The organism is Pseudobutyrivibrio xylanivorans DSM 14809 (assembly GCF_900141825.1).
In the GTDB taxonomy this organism is placed as follows: domain Bacteria; phylum Bacillota; class Clostridia; order Lachnospirales; family Lachnospiraceae; genus Pseudobutyrivibrio; species Pseudobutyrivibrio xylanivorans.
The window spans coordinates 56,604-74,838 of record NZ_FQYQ01000012.1 but is presented as its reverse complement, the minus strand read 5'-3'; the positions used below and the strand labels follow the sequence as shown (position 1 = coordinate 74,838).

Below are 18,235 nucleotides of genomic sequence, written 5' to 3'. Positions count from 1 at the left end.
TTGGAAACCAGCTTAGTGAAACGGGAGAAATGTGATGATTAACAAGTCTTATAAGAAAATGCTTGAGGGAAAATCAATTATCAGAGAGCTTAGTGAGTATGCCACTGCAAGGGGGAAGGAAATAGGCTATGAGAACGTGTTTGATTACAGTCTTGGAAACCCAAGCGTGCCTTGCCCTACAGGATATACGGATGCAGTAGTAAAGATGTATCAGGATAAGGACCCAATGGCAGTTCACGGATACAGTCCATCACTTGGTATTGAAGAAGTTAGAGCTGCTGTGGCTGAATCTATCAGTAAGAGGTTTGGTGTGCCATATGAGGCAAAGCATATCTTTATGGCTATCGGTGCAGCAGGAGCTTTAGCGCATGCATTTCGCCTTGTTACGGAGCCGGGAGATGAAATCATCGTATTTGCTCCATTTTTCCCAGAATATACAGAGTATATAGGTAGAACCGGTGCAGTTATGAAGGTTGTTCCACCTAGAACAGAGGATTTCCAGATTAATTTCGAGGAATTTCAGCACATCATCAATGAAAAGACCATGGCAGTGCTGATTAATACACCTAACAATCCATCTGGAATTGTTTACAGTGAGGAGACTATAAAGCAACTTGCAGATGTTTTATATGCAAAGCAGGAGGAGTATGGTCATGATATATTCCTTATCAGTGATGAGCCATACAGGGAGATAGTTTTCGATGGAAAGCAGTGCCCTTACCCAGCAAAATACTACGATAATACATTGACATGTTATTCATTCTCTAAGAGTCTTTCACTTCCGGGAGAGCGTATTGGCTATGTAGCAGTTAATCCAAAGGCAACAGATGCAGATATTCTTGCGGTAATTATGGGACAGATAAGCCGAGGAATAGGTCACAATTGTCCAGCATCTACATCTCAGCTTGCAGTAAGTCAGGTTCTTGATGAAACAAGTGATTTAAGCGTTTATGAGACAAATATGAACATCATATACGATGCGCTTGTTGAAATGGGATTTGAAGTGGTTCGTCCAGGTGGGACATTCTATATTTTCCCTAAGGCATTGGAAGATGATGCAAATGCCTTTTGCATGAAGGCTAAGAAGTATGATTTAATATTAGTTCCGGCAGACAATTTTGGATGCCCAGGATATTTTAGAATGGCGTATTGTATTGATACTGAAAAAGTGGAGAGATCCATTGAGGTATTCAAACGTTTTGTGAGAGAAGAGTATGGCAAAGCATAAGAAACAAATCGAATATAGATATTATGAGATTCCAGATGGTCATTATGTAATGGCACTCCTTGGTGAGTCTTGGGTACGTAGCTACGGAGCGGAGCAGGAAAATCTTTTGCATTTCCACAACTACATGGAAATAGGATATTGCTACTGGGGAAATGGACACCTGACTATTGAGGAATCTAACGTGCCTTATAAAGGTGGTATTATCACTATTATTCCAGAAAATATTCCACACGAGACAAAAAGTCTAAATCAGGGAATATGTAAATGGGAATATATTTACATTGATCTGGATAGCTTTATCAGAAATGAAATGCAGTTTAAGCGAATGCTTCCAGAGGAAGTCATTAAGCGAATCAATAATCAAGGCTATGTAATTCAGTGGAATCAGAATAAGGCTCTGACAAATATAGTGCGAAATATTATTGAGGAATATCGTGAAAAGCAGCCTTATTACAAGGATGCAGTGAAAGGTTATCTACGAGCTTTTGTTGTAGAGCTTTTGAGAATTAACGAGGATATGAGCTCCAGCCTTACGTTAGAAGAGAAAAGGTTAAATTCATATATCGAAAAGAGTGTAAGTTATATAGCTGAGCATTATGCTGAAGATTTGAAAATGTCCGATGTGGCCCACGAATGTGGACTTTCAGAAAGTCATTTTAGACGAATCTTCGAAGAAAGTATGAGTATGAAGCCTCTTGATTACCTGAATATGGTAAGAATAGATAAGGCTTGCGAGATTATCCAAAATAAGGACTATGCCATGGAAGAGGTAGGATTCAGGGTAGGTTATCAGACTCCATCCACCTTTAACAGGAATTTTAAAAAGCTGACTGGCAAGACCCCTTATCAGTGGAAAAAGGATGAAAATCATTTAGGTCTTACAAAAAAGAATTATAAGATTAGCGCTAAAAAAGGATGGTAGCGGGATGACCCGCAACCATCCTTTTTTCACATTTTCGTAAAAAAACACTCATACACAGGTGTGCAAATAGTCAAATTTGCAAATTTTTAGAGCAATTATATAAAGCACAAAAAAGGGGTTAACTAGTATTATGACCATATGAGGAGCGAGTATTGGGAAAGAATTTGTGCATAATGCACAAAAGGTCGCTCGAATTTTTAAACAATAAGGAGAATGGAAAGAATGAAGAAGAAATTACTTTCACTCATGCTTGTTAGTGCTATGGCAGCTTCTATGGTAGCTTGCGGCGGCTCTGACACAGCAGCAGACACATCATCAGATGCAGCAACAGAGGATGGAGCTGCAGCAGCAGACGTACAGTCAGATGATGAGAACACATTAACAGTTTACGCTTGGGATGAGAACTTCAATATTCCTGCTCTTAAGGCAGCTGAGAAGGATTATCAGGATGTAAACCCAGATTTCAAACTTGAGATTATTACACAGTCACAGTCATCAGACGTTGAGCAGGCAGTTACACTTGCAGCAGAAGCTGGTGACTACAGCACATTACCAGATATTGTACTTTTCCAGGATCACTACATCCAGCAGTATGTTACAAATTATCCAGATGCATGGCAGGATGCAGATGATGCAGATTGCGATTGGTCAGGACTTGGAGCTGAGAAACTTTCATACTCTACAATCGATGGCAAGCACTATGGTTTCCCTGTAGATGCTGGTACAGCAATCTTCGCATACAGAACAGACCTTCTTGAGCAGGCTGGATACTCAATCGAAGATGTCAAGGGTATTACTTGGGAGAAGTTCGATGAAATCGGACAGAAGGTATATGAGACAACAGGAAAGCACCTCCTTTGCATGGATGGTTCAGGAAACGACTTATTCTACATGATGCTTCAGGAAGAGGGCGTTTCACAGTTTAAGGATGGCGAGCCATACATCAAGGATAACAAGGCTCTTGTACAGGTATTTGAAATCATCGCAAAGATGGCTCAGGACAATGTACTTTACCTTGCAAATGACTGGTCAGATTACACAGATCAGGCTATCCAGGGTGACATGGTAGCAGGTGTATTCAATGGTAACTGGATTATCCCTACAATGAAGCAGGTTGCTGACAACTCTGGTAAGTGGGAAATCGTTCCAGCTCCATCGCTTACAGGTAAGCCAGGTTACGCTTCAAACGGTGGTTCTTCACTTTACATCACAGCTAACTGCACAAAGACAGACCTTGCTAAGGACTTCTTAGCTTACACATTTGGTGGTCGTTCAGCTGAGGATGGACAGTCTACAACATATGATGAGGCACTTCTTAATGGTGGTGTTATCGGAACATGTGCTGCAGCTGCAGAGTCAGATGTTTACCAGCAGGGTGTTGATTTCTTCAACGGTCAGGCTATCTATGCTGACATCGTAGATTATACACAGAACGTACCAACAGTAGAGCAGTCTGATTATCACTACTCAGCAAGAACAGCACTTGGTACTGCACTTCAGAACGTAATCGAGAATGGTTACACAACAGAGCAGGCTCTTGAGGAAGCTGAGTCAAACCTCAGATTCGAGATGGGGCTTTAATCTTAAGAAACTAACATAAAATGATTTACATGGGAAGTGGCTAGCCCACTTCCCATTTTTAAAGAAAGGGGATGCCAAAGTGGAGAAGAAAAAACATGGAATGACACTTGCGAATAAGCAATTGGCAGCCGGCTGGTTATTTCTTACACCAGCAACAATTCTCATTTTCATAATGAGCTTTTATCCAATTATTCAGGCTTTAATCACATCTTTTAAAACAGGAAAGGGTGTAAACATTAAGTTTGCAGACCCTCTCACATACAATTACTCTCGAATGCTACAGGATGTAATTTTCAAAACATCTATGAAAAATACATTCCTTTATTTAATAATAGAGGTTCCTATAATGTTGATCCTTGCTATTCTTTTAGCACAGCTTCTTAACAACAAGGACCTCAAGTTCAAGGGATTCTTTAGAACATGTATCTTTTTACCATGTGCTACATCACTTGTATCTTACTCATTAATTTTCAAGTCAATGTTTGCTACTCAGGGTCTTATCAATACAATTCTTCAGAATATTGGTCTTACTCATGAGAACATTAATTTCCTTGGTACAGCAGGGACAGCTAGAGCTGTAATCATCATTGCTCTTATCTGGAGATGGACAGGGTATAATATGGTATTTTATCTTGCTGGTCTTCAGAACATTGAGTACTCAGTATATGAAGCAGCAAAGATCGATGGCGCAAATGGATGGAAGACCTTCTGGAATATTACAGTTCCACTTCTTAAGCCAACAATCGTTATGACAGCTATCATGTCAATTAACGGTACATTACAGCTCTTCGACGAGTCTATGAACTTAACAAGTGGTGGTCCTGCAAATTCAACAATCACAATGTCACACTACATTTACAATCAGGCATTTGGACAGGGTGTTGGTAACTTTGGTTACACTTCAGCAATGTCATTCGTAGTATTCATTTTGGTTGCAATACTTGCATTCATCAATTTGAAAGTAGGTGATTCACGTGACTAAGAAAAATAGATCAATGGTACAGCGTAGGCTTATTCCTACATACATATTTTTAATTATCTGCTCATTTATATCAGTATTTCCACTTTACTGGATGATTGCAGCAGCTACAAACACATCGCTTAATGTGGCCAGAGGTTCAATTGCATTTGGTACAAATTTTGCAGTAAATTTTGCAAATCTTTCAAAGGCAGTTCAGGGAACTCTTTGGAGCAGTATGGGAAATTCATTCCTTTACTCAATCGTACAGACAGTAGTTACACTTTTTGTATGTTCAATAGCAGGTTATGGATTTGAGCTTTATCACGACAAGGGAAAGGATAGACTTTTTGGAATTCTTCTTCTTGCTATGATGGTACCAGCAGTTGCTACAATGGTTCCTTTATACGGACTTGTTTCAAAGGCAAAGCTTCTTAATTCAGTATGGGCTTTCATTTTACCTGGTATTTCAACACCATTTATGATTATGATGTTCAGACAGAATTCTCGTAATTTCCCACCTGACATCATGGAGGCTGCACGTATCGATGGACTTTCAGAGTGGAAGATTTTCTTCAAGATGTATGTTCCAGTTCAGAAATCAATCTACGCAGCAGCAGCTGTTATCACATTCATGAATGCATGGAATGCATATATGTGGCCAAAGGTAGTTATGAGCGACAACAGAGCTCAGACAATGCCAATGTTCATTGCTAATATTTCAAGTGGTTACACAGTAGATTACGGTATGACAATGCTTGGAGTATTGTTCTGCTCACTTCCAACAATGATAGTATTCTTCGTACTTCAGAAGCAGTTTGCAGAAGGTATTACAGGTAGTGTTAAATAAGGGGAAAAACTATGGCTGAATTCAATTATTCAATTGTTAAAGACCCTAGAATTTTTCAAGAAAATCGTTTAGCTCCACACTCAGACCACGAGTATTACGATAGTGAGAATTTTGCTTATGGTGAGAAATCTAATTTTAAGCATTCTCTAAATGGAATGTGGAAGTTTGAATATGCTAAAAACTACGAGTGCTGTGACAAGACTTTTTATGAAGAGGATAGAGACTGCAAGTGTTGGGATGATATAAAAGTTCCTGCACACATCCAGATGGAGGGTTATGACAAGATTATGTACGTCAACACCCAGTATCCATGGGATGGACACGAGTCTGTAGTTCCAGGGGAAATTCCTACAGAGGAGAATCCAGTAGGAAATTACGTTAAATACTTTACTGTTCCAGATTTTATGAAGGGACAGCCTGTATATATATCATTCCAGGGCGTGGAGAGCGGTTTTGCTCTCTGGCTCAACGGAAAATATGTAGGTTATAGTGAGGATTCCTTCACTCCATCTGAGTTTGATCTAACACCATTTATAAAAGATGGTGAGAACAAGCTGGCAGTACAGGTATTCAAATGGACAGCTGGTAGCTGGTGTGAGGACCAGGACTTCTTTAGATTCTCAGGAATCTTTAGAGAGGTATATTTATATACCGTTCCTGCTACACATATCAGAGATATCAGAATCCAAACACTCCTTGATGATGACTACAAGGATGCTACTCTTGTGCTTGATATGGAATCAACAGGCGATGGACTTATCCAGATGACTTTATCAGACGATGAAGTAGAGATTTTAAACAAGATTACCATAGCAGAAGGTAGCAACCATTTCGAACTTCACGTTAGAGAGCCAAAGCTTTGGAGCGCAGAGCATCCATTTCTTTTCGACTTACAGCTTAACGTATTCGGTGAGACAGGCCGTCTTACTGAGGTTTTGAAAGAAAAGGTAGGCTTTAGAAGATTCGAGATGAAGGACGGCATGATGCACATAAACGGAAAACGCATCGTGTTTAAGGGCGTCAATCGTCACGAATTTTCTTCATCAACAGGACGTGTTCTTTCAGAGGAAGAAATTCTTCAGGATATTATTACAATCAAGAAGAACAATATAAATGCTATTCGTACAAGCCATTATCCAAATCAGACAATTTTCTATAGATTGTGCGATATCTTTGGATTGTACGTAATCGACGAAACAAACCTTGAGACACATGGAACATGGCAGACACCAATACAGATTCTTAAGGTAAAGGATGACAGCTATGCTGTTCCAGGTGACAGACCGGAATTTACCGACAATGTTCTCGATAGAGCTAACAATATGTTCCAGCGAGACAAGAATCATCCATGTATTTTGATATGGTCATTAGGAAATGAATCGTATGGCGGCACAAATCTACGCAAGATGCAAGATATGTTGCATAACCTAGATAACGGTAGACTTGTCCATTATGAAGGCGTATTTAATGACAGACGTGTAGATTTATCAGATATGGAATCTACAATGTATGTCTATGTAAAGAATATCAAAGAATGGCTCAAGGAACACAAGGATAAGCCTTATATCAATTGCGAGTACATGCATGCAATGGGTAATTCTTGTGGAGCTATGTCAAAATATACTGAGCTTGCCTATGAGGAGCCAAGATTCCAGGGAGGATTTATCTGGGATTATATTGATCAAGCCATCACAAAAAAGGATTGCTATGGCGTAGAATTTGAGGGCTACGGCGGAGATTTCGACGACAGACCTAATGATGGCAGCTTCTCAGGCGATGGTATCTGCTATAGCAAGGGTAGACTTCCTAGTCCAAAGATGCAGGAAGTAAAGTACGATTATCAGAATATCAAGATAACAATTGCAGATGGAAATGCTCATATTGAGAATAGAAATCTGTTTACAAACACAAATGAGTACACAGCAATTCTTACAGTAGAAAAGATTGGTGAACTCGTTGCAGAAGAGGAGCTTACAATCGACTGTCCGCCTCTTGAGACAATAGACTACGGATTAGAACTTGATTTACCAAAGGATAATGAATATGTGGTAACCCTTTCATTCGTACTTTCCGAGGACACTCTTTGGGCTAGAAAGGGACATGAAGTGGCTTATGGACAGGCTACAGTTGGCAGATTCATTTATGAGCGAGGCGAGAAGAAGTCTCTCAAAGTAACACAGGGCTTCCATAATCTTGGTGTAAAGGGAGAGGACTTCGAAGTATTATTTGTTGGTCAGAGAGGATTAAGCTCATATAAGTATCATGGTAAGGAGCTTTTAAAGAAATTTGTTCTTCCAAACTTCTGGAGACCAATGACAGAGAATGACCTTGCTAACCAACTGCCATTCAGAGCTGGTCAGTGGAAGCTAGCCAGCAAATATCTTGCCACATCAGTTATGGATGAAAAGATATATGAAGCACCGGTTGTAGAGGCTGATAAAGAGAAGGTAAAGGTTGTTTACACATATCATCTTCCTACAAAGCCAGCAGGCACATGTCAGGTTGAGTATGTCGTTAATTCGGATGGAGTGGTTGACTGTATTTTAAAACTTCCTAAGTCTGCGGACATTGGTGAGCTCCCAGAGCTTTCAATGGCTTTTGCTCTTGATAATGAGCTTTCAAACCTTGAGTGGTATGGAAAGGGACCTCAGGAGACATATAACGATAGAGACCACGCTAAAGTAGGCGTATTTGCTAATAAAGTAGAGGATAACATGGCTAAATACCTTGTTCCTCAGGAGTGTGGAAATCATCAGGAGGTAAGATATGCAAAGCTTACAGATGATAAGGGTGATGGAATTTTATTCCTTACAGAAAATTTCGGATTTTCAGCCCTTCCATATACTGTGCACGAAATAGATGAGGCACAGCATCCAACAGAGCTTCCAAATCCACATTTTACACATGTAAGAGTGGGTACACAGATGGGCATAGCAGGAGATGATACATGGGGTGCAAAAACTCATCCAGAATTTATGCTTGATAATAGTAAAGAAATGCAGATTTCCTTTAGTTTTAGGGGAATTTAAGCTATAATAATTGTCGACTGCTGTTTGGATATAGCAGTCGGCAATTGTTTATTATGGAGGGACGAATTATGTTTGAATCAAATGATACTTTTGTAGAAGACTCGGTAAAGGTTCTTGAGACAGCTCAAGATAAGCAAAGAAAGCTTGGATTAATGGCTATGTGTCTGGTTTCCTTAGGTGGATTTACTGTAATGGACAATCATCTAAAGTACATTTTCCTTATAGCATTTATTGTTATGATTGTTATTGATTTATTTTTAATTGTTAATAACAAAAATGTAGAGTATGAGTATGATTATACTAATGGTAGCTTAGAAATCGCAAAAATCATCGATAATTCCAAGAGAAAAAAAGTTGTTACTATCGAATCAAGCGAGATTAAGATGGTTGCAGCTATGGGAACCAATGAATCGCTTAGGTTTGATCATGTTCAACTCAAGACTTATGACTGTTCAGCACATAATGAAGAGTTAAAAGATTACATCTTAGTGGCTCACAGCGAGGCAAAAGGCAACGATTTCAAAGTATTATTCACACCTTCTGACAAGTTGCTTACTGCAATGGAGAAATATAACAAGAGAGATATTTATAGGGGATAATCATGAACGAGAAAGAATTAAAAGTTATCTTTGAAGAGAAGTTCGGAGAGGGCGGAGATATCCGCACATACTTCGCACCAGGCCGTGTAAACCTTATTGGAGAGCATACTGATTACAACGGTGGACACGTATTTCCATGCGCTCTTACTATCGGTACTTATGCTGTAGCAAGAAAGCGTGAGGACAGAGTGATTAAGCTTTACTCAGCAAATATTGAACGTGTAGGAGTTATCGAAAGCTCACTTGATGATCTTACAAATAAGGATGAATATAGCTGGGCAAACTATCCACTTGGTGTTGTTTGGGCCTTAATCGAGAAGGGCTCAGAAATTAAATCAGGATTTGAAATGGCTGTTTGGGGTAATATTCCTAATGGTTCTGGCCTTTCATCTTCAGCGAGTCTTGAGGTGCTTACAGGTACAGTTCTTAATGATTTCTTTGGCTTAGATAAGACTATGACAGAGCTTGCCCTTGTAGGACAGTACTCAGAGAATAAATTTAATGGCTGCAACTGCGGTATAATGGACCAGTTTGCGGTTGCAATGGGTCAAAAAGACCACGCCATTTTCCTTGACTGTGCAGATTTATCCTATAAATATGCCAGCGTAAAGCTCGAAGGAGCTAAGATTGTTATCACAAATTCTAAGGTAAAGCACTCACTTGTAGACAGCGCATATAACGACAGAAGAAATGAGAGCGCTCAGGCTCTTGCAGATCTTCAGACAGTATGCGGCATCAGCACACTTGGAGAGCTTACAGATGAGGAATTTGAAAAGTACGGCAGCGCTATTAAGGATGAAGTATGCTACAGAAGAGCTAAGCATGCTGTAGCCGAGAATCAGCGTACAATCAAGGCTGTAGAGGCACTCAATAATAATGATATTGAGACATTTGGAAAGCTTATGAATGCAAGCCACGTATCACTTCGTGATGATTATGAGGTATCTTGCGAAGAGGTAGATTTCCTTGTAGAAACAGAGTGGAGTGTTCCTGGTGTAATCGGAGCACGCATCACAGGCGGCGGATTTGGAGGCTGTACTGTGGCTATCGTAGAAAACGACGCTGTGGAGAACTTCAAGGAAGTTGTAGGCAAGGCTTACAAAGAAAAATACGATTTAGATGCTGAATTCTACGTAGTAGACATTGGCGATGGTGCAAGAAGATTAGCATAAAAAAGGCTTCCCCTTGAGGGGAAGCTGTCATCGAAGATGACTGATGAGGTGTACTCGTCAGTCATTTTTATTGTGCTTTTATGTAGTTGAAAAGCATAAGAGATATCTTAACAGTAATAGCTTCATTGAATTTTCTTACATCATATCCCGTTAAATCTGCAAACTTATCAAGCCTGTAAATCAGTGTATTTCTATGAATAAAGGTCTGTCTTGCTGTCTCAGCAAGCGATAAATCATTCTCGAAAAACGCATTGATAAGCGAAAGGGTTTCCTCGTCAATCTGTGATAAAATATCAACATTTATATGCTTATTAAGATAAGCCTTAATCTCTGCTGGTGGAACATTATAAAGTAACCGACCTAAGCCTAAATCTTCATAGCAATAAATACGTCCGTTACTATTAAAGGTATTTCCAATCTCCATAGCAGTAATAGCATCGTTATAAGCATTAGGAAGTTCTTTAAATGACATTACAGATTTACTATAGCTAAGTTTAAAGGAAGTAAACGCTTCAGTTTCCAGCATATCAAGATAAGAACTTGCTGTTTGAAGAATATCTTCAGAAGAAGGCGCTACGTCAAAGTTAATAATTAGTACTAAGTGTTTAGAATCAAGCTCTAAGACAACGTCCTTCGAATCGGGAAGTAGGCTTTTTAGTAAAGAAACCGCCTCTTTGCTGTATTCACCAGGACTCTCTAAATAGAATATCTGGCGAAGGTGCTCCTCATCAATATGAAATCTACTAAGTGATGAAAGTGCATCAGAATAAGCCAATTCTTTTGAAAGAAAGAGCCTGTACAAACCTGTCTTAGAATCAATAACATTAAAATGTACAACTAATTCTTTAAGCTTATTTAATATCTCATCTTCAGATAAAGAAGAGTCAGTAATATCAAAATTAATTCCAGTAGCCTTATTAAGTTGATCTAGTAGTTTGTTTTTTTTATCTTCAAAATCCATAAAAAAAGAGGTACCTTTCAAAAAGATACCTCTAATTATAGTCCATTAAGCTTTTATTCGCTATAGATTAGTTTGCAATTGTAAGCTCTGTATCCTTATCGAAGAAGTGAGCCTTCTCCATATCAAGAGCAAACTTAACTGTGTCGCCACCTCTAGCTGTTGTACGTGGGTCAACTCTTGCTGTAACCTGAGTTCCAGCATAATCGAAGTATAAGTAAACCTCAGCACCAAGAAGCTCATATACAGAGATCTTAGCTTCGATAACTGATGATGACTGTGTATCAACGAAGATCTGTGAATCGTGGATATCCTCTGGACGAATACCAAGGATAACTGTCTTTCCACCGTAGTTCTTCTCTGCAAGAGCCTTTGTCTTTGCTGGTGGAATCTGAAGGCTTGCACCATTAACCTGGATAGCTGAGCAATCAGCATTAAGTGTACCCTCAAGGAAGTTCATCTGAGGTGATCCGATGAATCCTGCAACGAAGAGGTTGCATGGCTTCTGGTAAAGGTTAGCTGGTGTATCGATCTGCTGAACAACACCGTCCTTCATAACTACGATTCTTGTACCAAGTGTCATAGCCTCTGTCTGATCATGTGTAACGTAGATCATTGTTGCTCCAAGTGAATCATGAAGCTTAGAAATCTCAGTTCTCATCTGAACACGAAGCTTTGCATCAAGGTTTGAAAGAGGCTCATCCATAAGGAATACCTTAGGGTTACGAACGATTGCACGACCCATAGCTACACGCTGTCTCTGACCACCTGAAAGAGCCTTTGGCTTTCTGTCAAGAAGCTTCTCAAGGTCAAGGATTCTAGCTGCCTCACGTACCTTCTTATCGATTTCGTCCTTTGGTACCTTGCGGAGCTTAAGGCCGAATGCCATGTTATCATAAACTGTCATATGTGGATAAAGAGCGTAGTTCTGGAATACCATTGCGATATCTCTGTCCTTTGGCTCTACGTCGTTCATAAGCTTTCCATCGATGAGAAGCTCACCTGAAGAAATCTCCTCAAGACCAGCGATCATACGAAGTGTTGTAGACTTACCACAACCTGAAGGACCAACGAAGATGATGAACTCCTGATCCTTAATGTCAAGATTGAAATCCTTTACAGCGTGGAAGCCGTTAGGATATTTCTTATTAATGTTTTTTAATTGAATGTCTGCCATAATAAAAATCCTCTCTTTTTGAATTACTTTAAATTTGGGTTACCCCCATCAACTAATACGATTATAGAAAATGAAGAAATTGTGAACAATGTTAGAATAACCAAAAAATACAAAAACCTTTCGGTATTTTAACAACTCTATGTTAAAGATGCACAAATTGATATGAGGAATTTTGGATATTTATTCTATACTTAGATTAATAATTGATTATAATGAGAAATTATATGTTATAATACTAGATAATTATGGAGAATAGTCACGTTTGAATTACGATTATATCAAACGTTTATTTTGGGAGAATGAACAAATGGAAGCGTTAAAGTATAGAAATCGATTAAAGCGTTATCTAAGATTTCCTCTGTATATGCTTATTATTTTCATAATAGGCTGTATCGCTGTGAGCTTTGTGAACCCTCGAGTGGCAGTGGGAATGACTATTTTTGTGTTTATTTATGCAATAGTTGTTTTTGCCTATTACAAAGCTAATCTTAAAGCATTCAAGAACACAATAATTGAATATGCTGTACATTATGGTACTGTTCAAAAAGAACTTCTTAAGAATTTTAGGGTGCCATATGTTCTTTTGGATTCTACAGGAAAAATCATGTGGATGAATGAAGAGTTTTGTGCACTTACTGAAAAGAACAAAACTTATAACAAGTCAATCACTACTATCTTTCCAGAGATTACACGTGAGGGCATCGAGCATGCAAAGGATGACAACTTCGACATGCATATCGAGTACAACGAGAGAAAATATCTTGCCAGTCTTCAGCGCTTAGATATGACTGAGCCATTATCTGGCAATGGAATATTGTCTAACTTAGATGGAAGTGAAGATGGTCTTGTTGCTATTATGCTTTTTGATGAGACTGACGTGCAAGAGACAAAGGCCAAGATTAATGACCAGGCTATGGTCATGGCTCTTCTTTATATTGATAATTATGATGAAGTATTCGATCAGGTAGAAAATGCAAAGCGTTCAATGCTTCTTGCACTTTTAGATAGAAAGATTAATAAATACTTCGGTGAGGGAGATGCCATTGTTCGTCGTCTTGAGAAGGACAAATATTTAATTACCTTCCAGCGCAAGTATTTAGCTACTTTTGAAGAGGATAAGTTCTCACTTGTAGAAGACATTACTTCTATAAAGATGGGAAATGACAGAGATATCACAATTAGTATTGGTGTTGGTCTTGGCAGTGAAAGTTATACACAGAATGCTCAGTATGCACACATGGCTATTGACTTAGCCCTGGGCCGTGGTGGATGTCAGGTTGTTGTTAAGAATGGTCAGAATGTTTCATATTATGGAACGCATGGTAAGGAAGTAGAGCGTACTACACGTGTTAAAGCTCGTGTTAAGGCACAGGCACTTCGTGAAATCATGGAGACTCGAGACAGAATCATCGTTATGGGTCACAATCTTTCCGATGCAGATTGTCTTGGTGCATCAGTTGGTGTTTACTGTGCAGGTCGTGAAATCGGAAAGCCAGTAAATATTGTCATTGATACAATCACAAGCTCAATGAGGCCAGTAGTTGAAAGCTTTACTGAGAAGGAAGAATATCCAAATGATATGTTCATAACCAGTGAGCAGGCTATTAATCTTTGCAATGACAACACACTTATTATGGTAGTTGATACCAACAGACCAAGTATTGTAGAGTGTCCAGCACTTCTATATAAGAACAAAAATATTGTCGTAATAGATCATCACAGACAGGTAGAGGAAACAATCGAAAATCCAATTCTTTCCTACATCGAGCCATACGCTTCATCAGCCAGCGAGATGATTGCTGAGGTCCTTCAGTACTTCGCTGAGAAGATTACACTGAACCCTACAGAGGCTGATTGTATTTACGCAGGTATCCTTATCGATACCAACAACTTTATGACAAAGACTGGTGTAAGAACCTTTGAAGCTGCTGCCTTCCTTAGAAGAAATGGCGCAGAGGTTACACGAGTTCGTAAGATGCTCAGAGAAGACATGGAGACATACAAAGCGAGAGCTGAGGTTGTACGTCATGCATCAACATTCAGAGGTGCATTTGCTATTTCAGAATGTGAGCCAGATGGACAGATTGAATCTCCAACAGTCATTGCAGCTCAGGCGGCTAATGAGCTTCTTAATATCGTAGGAATTAAGGCTTCCTTTGTTCTTACAAAATTTATGGACAAGATTTATATCAGTTCCCGTTCAATTGATGAGATTGATGTTCAGAGCATTATGGCACGCCTTGGTGGTGGTGGCCACGTAAATGTAGCGGGAGCACAGATTCAGAATCGCACCTTAGAAGAGGTTCGAAAAGATTTGGAAGAGACTATTGATAAAATGCTAGAAGAAGGAGAAATCAAACTATGAAGGTAATATTACTTCAGGACGTTAAGGCACTTGGAAAAAAGGGCGAGGTAGTAGAGGTTAGCGAAGGCTATGCTCGTAACATGCTCTTTAAGAAAAAGCTTGGTAAAGAGGCTACAAATGCTGCACTTAACGACTTAAAGCTTCAGAATAAACATGATGAAAAGGTTGCTCAGGAGAATCTTGAAGCAGCACAGGCTTTCGCAAAGGAAATGGAAGACTGGAAGGTAGAGACTACAATCAAGACTGGCGAAGGCGGAAGAACCTTTGGCTCAGTTTCTACAAAGGAAATCGCAGAAGCAACAAAGAAGCAGTACGGTAAGGAAATCGACAAGAAGAAAATCGTACTTGAGGATCCAATCAGAGCACTCGGAACTTACGAGGTAAAGGTAAAGCTTCACCCACAAGTTACAGCTACTTTGAGAGTTCACGTTTCAGAGGGAAAATAATTAGGGGATAATAATTGTTATGGATGATGTGATTCGCAGACAAATGCCGAACTCATTAGAGGCTGAGCAGTCTGTTATCGGTTCAATGATTGTTGACCGTGATGTGATTGTGGAGTGTTCAGAAATCCTTCTTAAGGATGATTTCTATCACCAGCAGTACGGTATTTTATTTGAGGCAATTGTTGAGCTTTATAATGCAGGCGAGCCTGTAGATGAGGTCACTCTGCAGAATAAGCTTAAGGAAAAAGGAGTTTCACCTGAGATAGCATCTCTTGAATATATTCAGGAGTTGGTACTGGGAGTTCCTACCACAGTTAATGCAAAAAGCTATGCCAACATTGTAAAAGATAAGGCTTTACTTCGAAATATTATCAAGGTTAATCAGAATATTGAGAACATGTGCTTTGAGGGAACAGAAGAGGTTGATACCATTCTGAACCAGACAGAAAAGGATATCTTTTCACTTGTTCAAAATCGTGGTGAGACTGACTATGTACCAATCAAGCAGGTTGTTATGAACGCAATCGCTAAGATTGATCAGGCGTCAAAGCAGAAGGGTGCTGTTACTGGTATTCCTACAGGATTCATTGACTTAGATCGTCAGACAGCAGGCTTGCAGCCATCAGATCTTATTCTTATTGCGGCGCGTCCTTCAATGGGTAAGACAGCCTTCGTACTTAACCTTGCACAGCACATTACCCTTCGAGAGAATCTTTGTGCAGCAATATTCTCTTTGGAAATGTCAAAGGAGCAGCTGGTAAATCGTATGTTTGCTCTTGAATCAAGAGTAGACGCCCAAAAGCTCCGTACCGGTAATCTCCAGGAAGCAGACTGGGAGAATCTTATCGAGGGCGCCGGAAAAATCGGTAATTCAAAGCTTATTATCGATGATACACCTGGTATTTCTATCAGTCAGATGCGTAGTAAATGCCGTAAGTATAAGATGGAATTTGGACTTTCCATTATCATCATCGACTACTTACAGTTGATGTCTGGTTCGGGAAAATCAGAGAGTAGACAGCAGGAGATTTCAGATATCTCACGTTCTCTAAAGGCCTTAGCTCGTGAGTTAAATGTACCTGTTATTGCACTTTCACAGCTTTCCCGTGCCGTTGAGCAGAGACCTGATCATAGACCAATGCTTTCGGATCTTCGTGAATCGGGAGCTATCGAGCAGGATGCCGACGTGGTTATGTTTATCTATCGTGATGATTACTATAACCACGATTCAGAAATGAAGGGTGTTTCAGAAATCATCGTTGCTAAACAGCGTAACGGTCCTATCGGAACTATCGAGCTTACATGGCTCCCAGAATACACAAGATTTGCTAATAGAGATCGTAGTCAGTATTCGAATAGAGAAGAATAAATAAGTGGCTCCACAAATGTGGAGCCCTTTTCTTATATAAAATCAAAGAAAAAAGAGCACTGCAAAAGCAATGCTCTTTATAACCGGTTTTCTTGATTAAGTTATTAAACTTAATAATTAGCCCTGAGAGATAGCGCCTGTTGGGCAAACACCTGCGCAAGTACCACACTCAACACAAGCTCCCTCATCAATCTGGAACTGTGAATCGCCCTGAGAGATAGCTCCTACTGGACACTCTGGCTCGCATGTTCCACAAGATACGCATGAATCAGAAATTACATATGCCATAATTAAAATCCTCCTTAAAAATCTAATCAATAAAAATTATCAATTAGTCAACTGATGAATACATCATACAACGAAATTGTGTCTAAATCAAGAACAAGATTGTATTTTTAGAAATACCTATAAAATCAAGGCTTACCGTTGTTCATATAGACTAACTTCCGTTGATTGTGGCGAACAACTTGATGAATTGTGTACACAACTTAAAGGCGATTGATGTTGCACAATTGATTGAAGCATGGTATTATTTGAAAGAATTTTACGAAAGGAAGGATTTAAAAATGGCAAGAGTTTCTAAGGCAACTATGATTGGCGAGCTTCTTCAGATTGATGCTGATGTAGCTCCTATTTTACTTAATATCGGCATGCACTGTCTCGGATGCCCATCATCTCAGATGGAGACAATCGAGGAGGCAGCTATGGTACACGGTATCGATGCTGATGACCTTGTAGAGGAAATCAACACATTCCTTGATTCAAAGGCTTAATATGCAAATTAAAAGCGACTAGCAATTTTGCTAGTCGTTTTTGTTTATCATTCTTTAGATAAGTGCAAGTTGTTGAATTGCATTGCCAGAAACCATTGTCTCGTAGTGTTCTGACATATATGCATCAGTACCTACTACGAAATTCTGCTGGTCACTGTATTCAGATAGGATATTGCATACTTTGTTGTAGTTTTCAGCTGAATCATCTGATTTGCTAACTACAAGATAGTATCTATTATCAAATGGACTCTTATAAAGAGAATTCTTTCCTTTGTAGAAAGTAGCAAGTACACCAGAAAGCTTAAGTACATCTTCGAGATTATCGAAAACGAACATCTTAGTAATATCTACTGGCAAGCCCTTTGCAGCTGCCTTTTCTGGTGAAGCCTTAATTGCTTCCTGAGCTTTTTCAATCAGGCTGTTGAAGATATTTAGGATATCGTCAGCAGCAGCCTCATTAAATGGCTTAACAGGTGCAATTGATGAATCCACATCATCGTCATCATATTCGTCGTCACATTCTGAGAATCGAGAGAAACGAGTATCAAGCTCATCCGGACTCTCGACTTTTGTAACTAAAAGAACTATGGATTCTGATGAAAGCGGTATTGCTTCTATCATAAGTGGAATGTCTTCCGCTTCGAAACCGTACTGGTATGAAGCCTGCTCCATAAGCTCTCTAAAAAGCTCACGTGCCTTGGCAGAACCATAGGCAAGCTCGGATAGCTTAATGTGGCGGCTAATTAAATCTTCTCTTGAAAGAGTGCATCTGATTTGGTTCTCGTTGATTTTTTCAATCTTCATAAAA

At 39.4% G+C, this 18,235-nt stretch carries 16 protein-coding genes; 12 read left to right on the top strand and 4 right to left on the bottom strand.

Annotated elements, in window-relative coordinates; translation table 11 throughout:
- Positions 1 to 34: 34 nt before the first annotated feature.
- The 8 genes from BUA88_RS09925 (at position 35) to BUA88_RS09890 (ending at position 10,339) form a co-directional block, all read left to right on the top strand.
- Complete coding sequence (locus tag BUA88_RS09925) at positions 35 to 1,228, top strand: pyridoxal phosphate-dependent aminotransferase (RefSeq protein ID WP_072917044.1); 1,194 nt, start codon at positions 35 to 37, stop codon at positions 1,226 to 1,228.
- Entirely contained in the window at positions 1,215 to 2,150 is a 936-nt protein-coding gene (locus BUA88_RS09920) for a helix-turn-helix domain-containing protein (RefSeq protein ID WP_072917041.1), read from the top strand. Before BUA88_RS09925 ends, BUA88_RS09920 begins: the two co-directional genes overlap by 14 nt.
- A 222-nt stretch (positions 2,151 to 2,372) precedes the next feature.
- Entirely contained in the window at positions 2,373 to 3,731 is a 1,359-nt protein-coding gene (locus tag BUA88_RS09915; RefSeq protein ID WP_072917037.1) for an ABC transporter substrate-binding protein, read from the top strand.
- Between the two features lie 100 nt (positions 3,732 to 3,831).
- Positions 3,832 to 4,713, top strand: coding sequence for a carbohydrate ABC transporter permease (locus BUA88_RS09910; RefSeq protein ID WP_072917117.1), 882 nt, complete (start codon positions 3,832 to 3,834; stop codon positions 4,711 to 4,713).
- A 13-nt stretch (positions 4,714 to 4,726) separates the two neighbouring features.
- The gene (locus BUA88_RS09905; RefSeq protein WP_072917121.1) at positions 4,727 to 5,539 is read left to right on the top strand and encodes a carbohydrate ABC transporter permease; all 813 of its coding nucleotides are present in this window, start codon (positions 4,727 to 4,729) and stop codon (positions 5,537 to 5,539) included.
- A gap of 11 nt (positions 5,540 to 5,550) precedes the next feature.
- Positions 5,551 to 8,568, top strand: a complete 3,018-nt coding sequence (locus tag BUA88_RS09900) for a beta-galactosidase, LacZ type (RefSeq protein ID WP_072917033.1) — start codon at positions 5,551 to 5,553, stop codon at positions 8,566 to 8,568.
- Between the two features lie 68 nt (positions 8,569 to 8,636).
- Positions 8,637 to 9,167 carry a DUF6106 family protein gene (locus BUA88_RS09895; RefSeq protein WP_072917029.1) on the top strand — a complete coding sequence of 177 codons (531 nt, stop codon included), beginning with the start codon at positions 8,637 to 8,639 and terminating at the stop codon, positions 9,165 to 9,167.
- A 2-nt stretch (positions 9,168 to 9,169) separates the two neighbouring features.
- A complete protein-coding gene (locus tag BUA88_RS09890) occupies positions 9,170 to 10,339 on the top strand; it encodes a galactokinase (RefSeq protein ID WP_072917024.1) in 1,170 nt (389 codons plus the stop codon).
- A gap of 67 nt (positions 10,340 to 10,406) precedes the next feature.
- Here the strand turns inward: BUA88_RS09890 and BUA88_RS09885 are convergent, their stop codons facing one another.
- Both BUA88_RS09885 and BUA88_RS09880 read right to left on the bottom strand, forming a co-directional pair.
- Entirely contained in the window at positions 10,407 to 11,321 is a 915-nt protein-coding gene (locus tag BUA88_RS09885) for a PucR family transcriptional regulator (protein WP_072917021.1), read from the bottom strand.
- A gap of 46 nt (positions 11,322 to 11,367) precedes the next feature.
- Positions 11,368 to 12,474, bottom strand: a complete 1,107-nt coding sequence (locus BUA88_RS09880; protein ID WP_072917017.1) for an ABC transporter ATP-binding protein — start codon at positions 12,472 to 12,474, stop codon at positions 11,368 to 11,370.
- A 307-nt stretch (positions 12,475 to 12,781) separates the two neighbouring features.
- Between BUA88_RS09880 and BUA88_RS09875 the strand changes: the two genes are divergently transcribed.
- From BUA88_RS09875 to dnaB, 3 genes are read left to right on the top strand one after another with little or no spacing between them, the layout of a single operon-like run.
- Positions 12,782 to 14,839: a GGDEF domain-containing protein gene (locus BUA88_RS09875; RefSeq protein WP_072917012.1), complete on the top strand. Its 2,058-nt coding sequence runs from the start codon at positions 12,782 to 12,784 to the stop codon at positions 14,837 to 14,839.
- Entirely contained in the window at positions 14,836 to 15,285 is a 450-nt protein-coding gene (gene rplI / locus BUA88_RS09870) for a 50S ribosomal protein L9 (RefSeq protein ID WP_015550589.1), read from the top strand. The genes BUA88_RS09875 and rplI overlap by 4 nt, the downstream gene beginning before the upstream one ends.
- Positions 15,286 to 15,304: 19 nt before the next feature.
- Positions 15,305 to 16,654, top strand: coding sequence for a replicative DNA helicase (gene dnaB / locus BUA88_RS09865; RefSeq protein ID WP_072917008.1), 1,350 nt, complete (start codon positions 15,305 to 15,307; stop codon positions 16,652 to 16,654).
- A 117-nt stretch (positions 16,655 to 16,771) separates the two neighbouring features.
- Here the strand turns inward: dnaB and BUA88_RS09860 are convergent, their stop codons facing one another.
- The gene (locus tag BUA88_RS09860; RefSeq protein WP_072917003.1) at positions 16,772 to 16,942 is read right to left on the bottom strand and encodes a DUF362 domain-containing protein; all 171 of its coding nucleotides are present in this window, start codon (positions 16,940 to 16,942) and stop codon (positions 16,772 to 16,774) included.
- A gap of 278 nt (positions 16,943 to 17,220) precedes the next feature.
- Here BUA88_RS09860 and BUA88_RS09855 point away from each other — a divergent pair, with 278 nt between their 5' ends.
- On the top strand, positions 17,221 to 17,427 hold the full coding sequence (locus BUA88_RS09855) for a DUF1858 domain-containing protein (RefSeq protein ID WP_015550586.1): 207 nt from the start codon (positions 17,221 to 17,223) through the stop codon (positions 17,425 to 17,427).
- Between the two features lie 54 nt (positions 17,428 to 17,481).
- Here BUA88_RS09855 and BUA88_RS09850 read toward each other — a convergent pair whose 3' ends face one another.
- The gene (locus BUA88_RS09850; protein ID WP_072916999.1) at positions 17,482 to 18,231 is read right to left on the bottom strand and encodes an adaptor protein MecA; all 750 of its coding nucleotides are present in this window, start codon (positions 18,229 to 18,231) and stop codon (positions 17,482 to 17,484) included.
- Between the last annotated feature and the right edge of the window lie 4 nt (positions 18,232 to 18,235).

What these genes read in the sequence shown, in the direction of transcription:
- BUA88_RS09925 (WP_072917044.1), top strand. Translation starts at nt 35, where the DNA reads ATGATTAACAAGTCTTATAAGAAAATGCTTGAGGGAAAATCAATTATC.
- BUA88_RS09850 (WP_072916999.1), bottom strand. Translation starts at nt 18,231, where the DNA reads ATGAAGATTGAAAAAATCAACGAGAACCAAATCAGATGCACTCTTTCA.
- BUA88_RS09875 (WP_072917012.1), top strand. Translation starts at nt 12,782, where the DNA reads ATGGAAGCGTTAAAGTATAGAAATCGATTAAAGCGTTATCTAAGATTT.
- BUA88_RS09920 (WP_072917041.1), top strand. Translation starts at nt 1,215, where the DNA reads ATGGCAAAGCATAAGAAACAAATCGAATATAGATATTATGAGATTCCA.
- BUA88_RS09880 (WP_072917017.1), bottom strand. Translation starts at nt 12,474, where the DNA reads ATGGCAGACATTCAATTAAAAAACATTAATAAGAAATATCCTAACGGC.
- rplI (WP_015550589.1), top strand. Translation starts at nt 14,836, where the DNA reads ATGAAGGTAATATTACTTCAGGACGTTAAGGCACTTGGAAAAAAGGGC.
- BUA88_RS09895 (WP_072917029.1), top strand. Translation starts at nt 8,637, where the DNA reads ATGTTTGAATCAAATGATACTTTTGTAGAAGACTCGGTAAAGGTTCTT.
- BUA88_RS09915 (WP_072917037.1), top strand. Translation starts at nt 2,373, where the DNA reads ATGAAGAAGAAATTACTTTCACTCATGCTTGTTAGTGCTATGGCAGCT.
- BUA88_RS09900 (WP_072917033.1), top strand. Translation starts at nt 5,551, where the DNA reads ATGGCTGAATTCAATTATTCAATTGTTAAAGACCCTAGAATTTTTCAA.
- BUA88_RS09855 (WP_015550586.1), top strand. Translation starts at nt 17,221, where the DNA reads ATGGCAAGAGTTTCTAAGGCAACTATGATTGGCGAGCTTCTTCAGATT.
- BUA88_RS09890 (WP_072917024.1), top strand. Translation starts at nt 9,170, where the DNA reads ATGAACGAGAAAGAATTAAAAGTTATCTTTGAAGAGAAGTTCGGAGAG.
- dnaB (WP_072917008.1), top strand. Translation starts at nt 15,305, where the DNA reads ATGGATGATGTGATTCGCAGACAAATGCCGAACTCATTAGAGGCTGAG.
- BUA88_RS09905 (WP_072917121.1), top strand. Translation starts at nt 4,727, where the DNA reads ATGGTACAGCGTAGGCTTATTCCTACATACATATTTTTAATTATCTGC.
- BUA88_RS09860 (WP_072917003.1), bottom strand. Translation starts at nt 16,942, where the DNA reads ATGGCATATGTAATTTCTGATTCATGCGTATCTTGTGGAACATGCGAG.
- BUA88_RS09910 (WP_072917117.1), top strand. Translation starts at nt 3,832, where the DNA reads ATGACACTTGCGAATAAGCAATTGGCAGCCGGCTGGTTATTTCTTACA.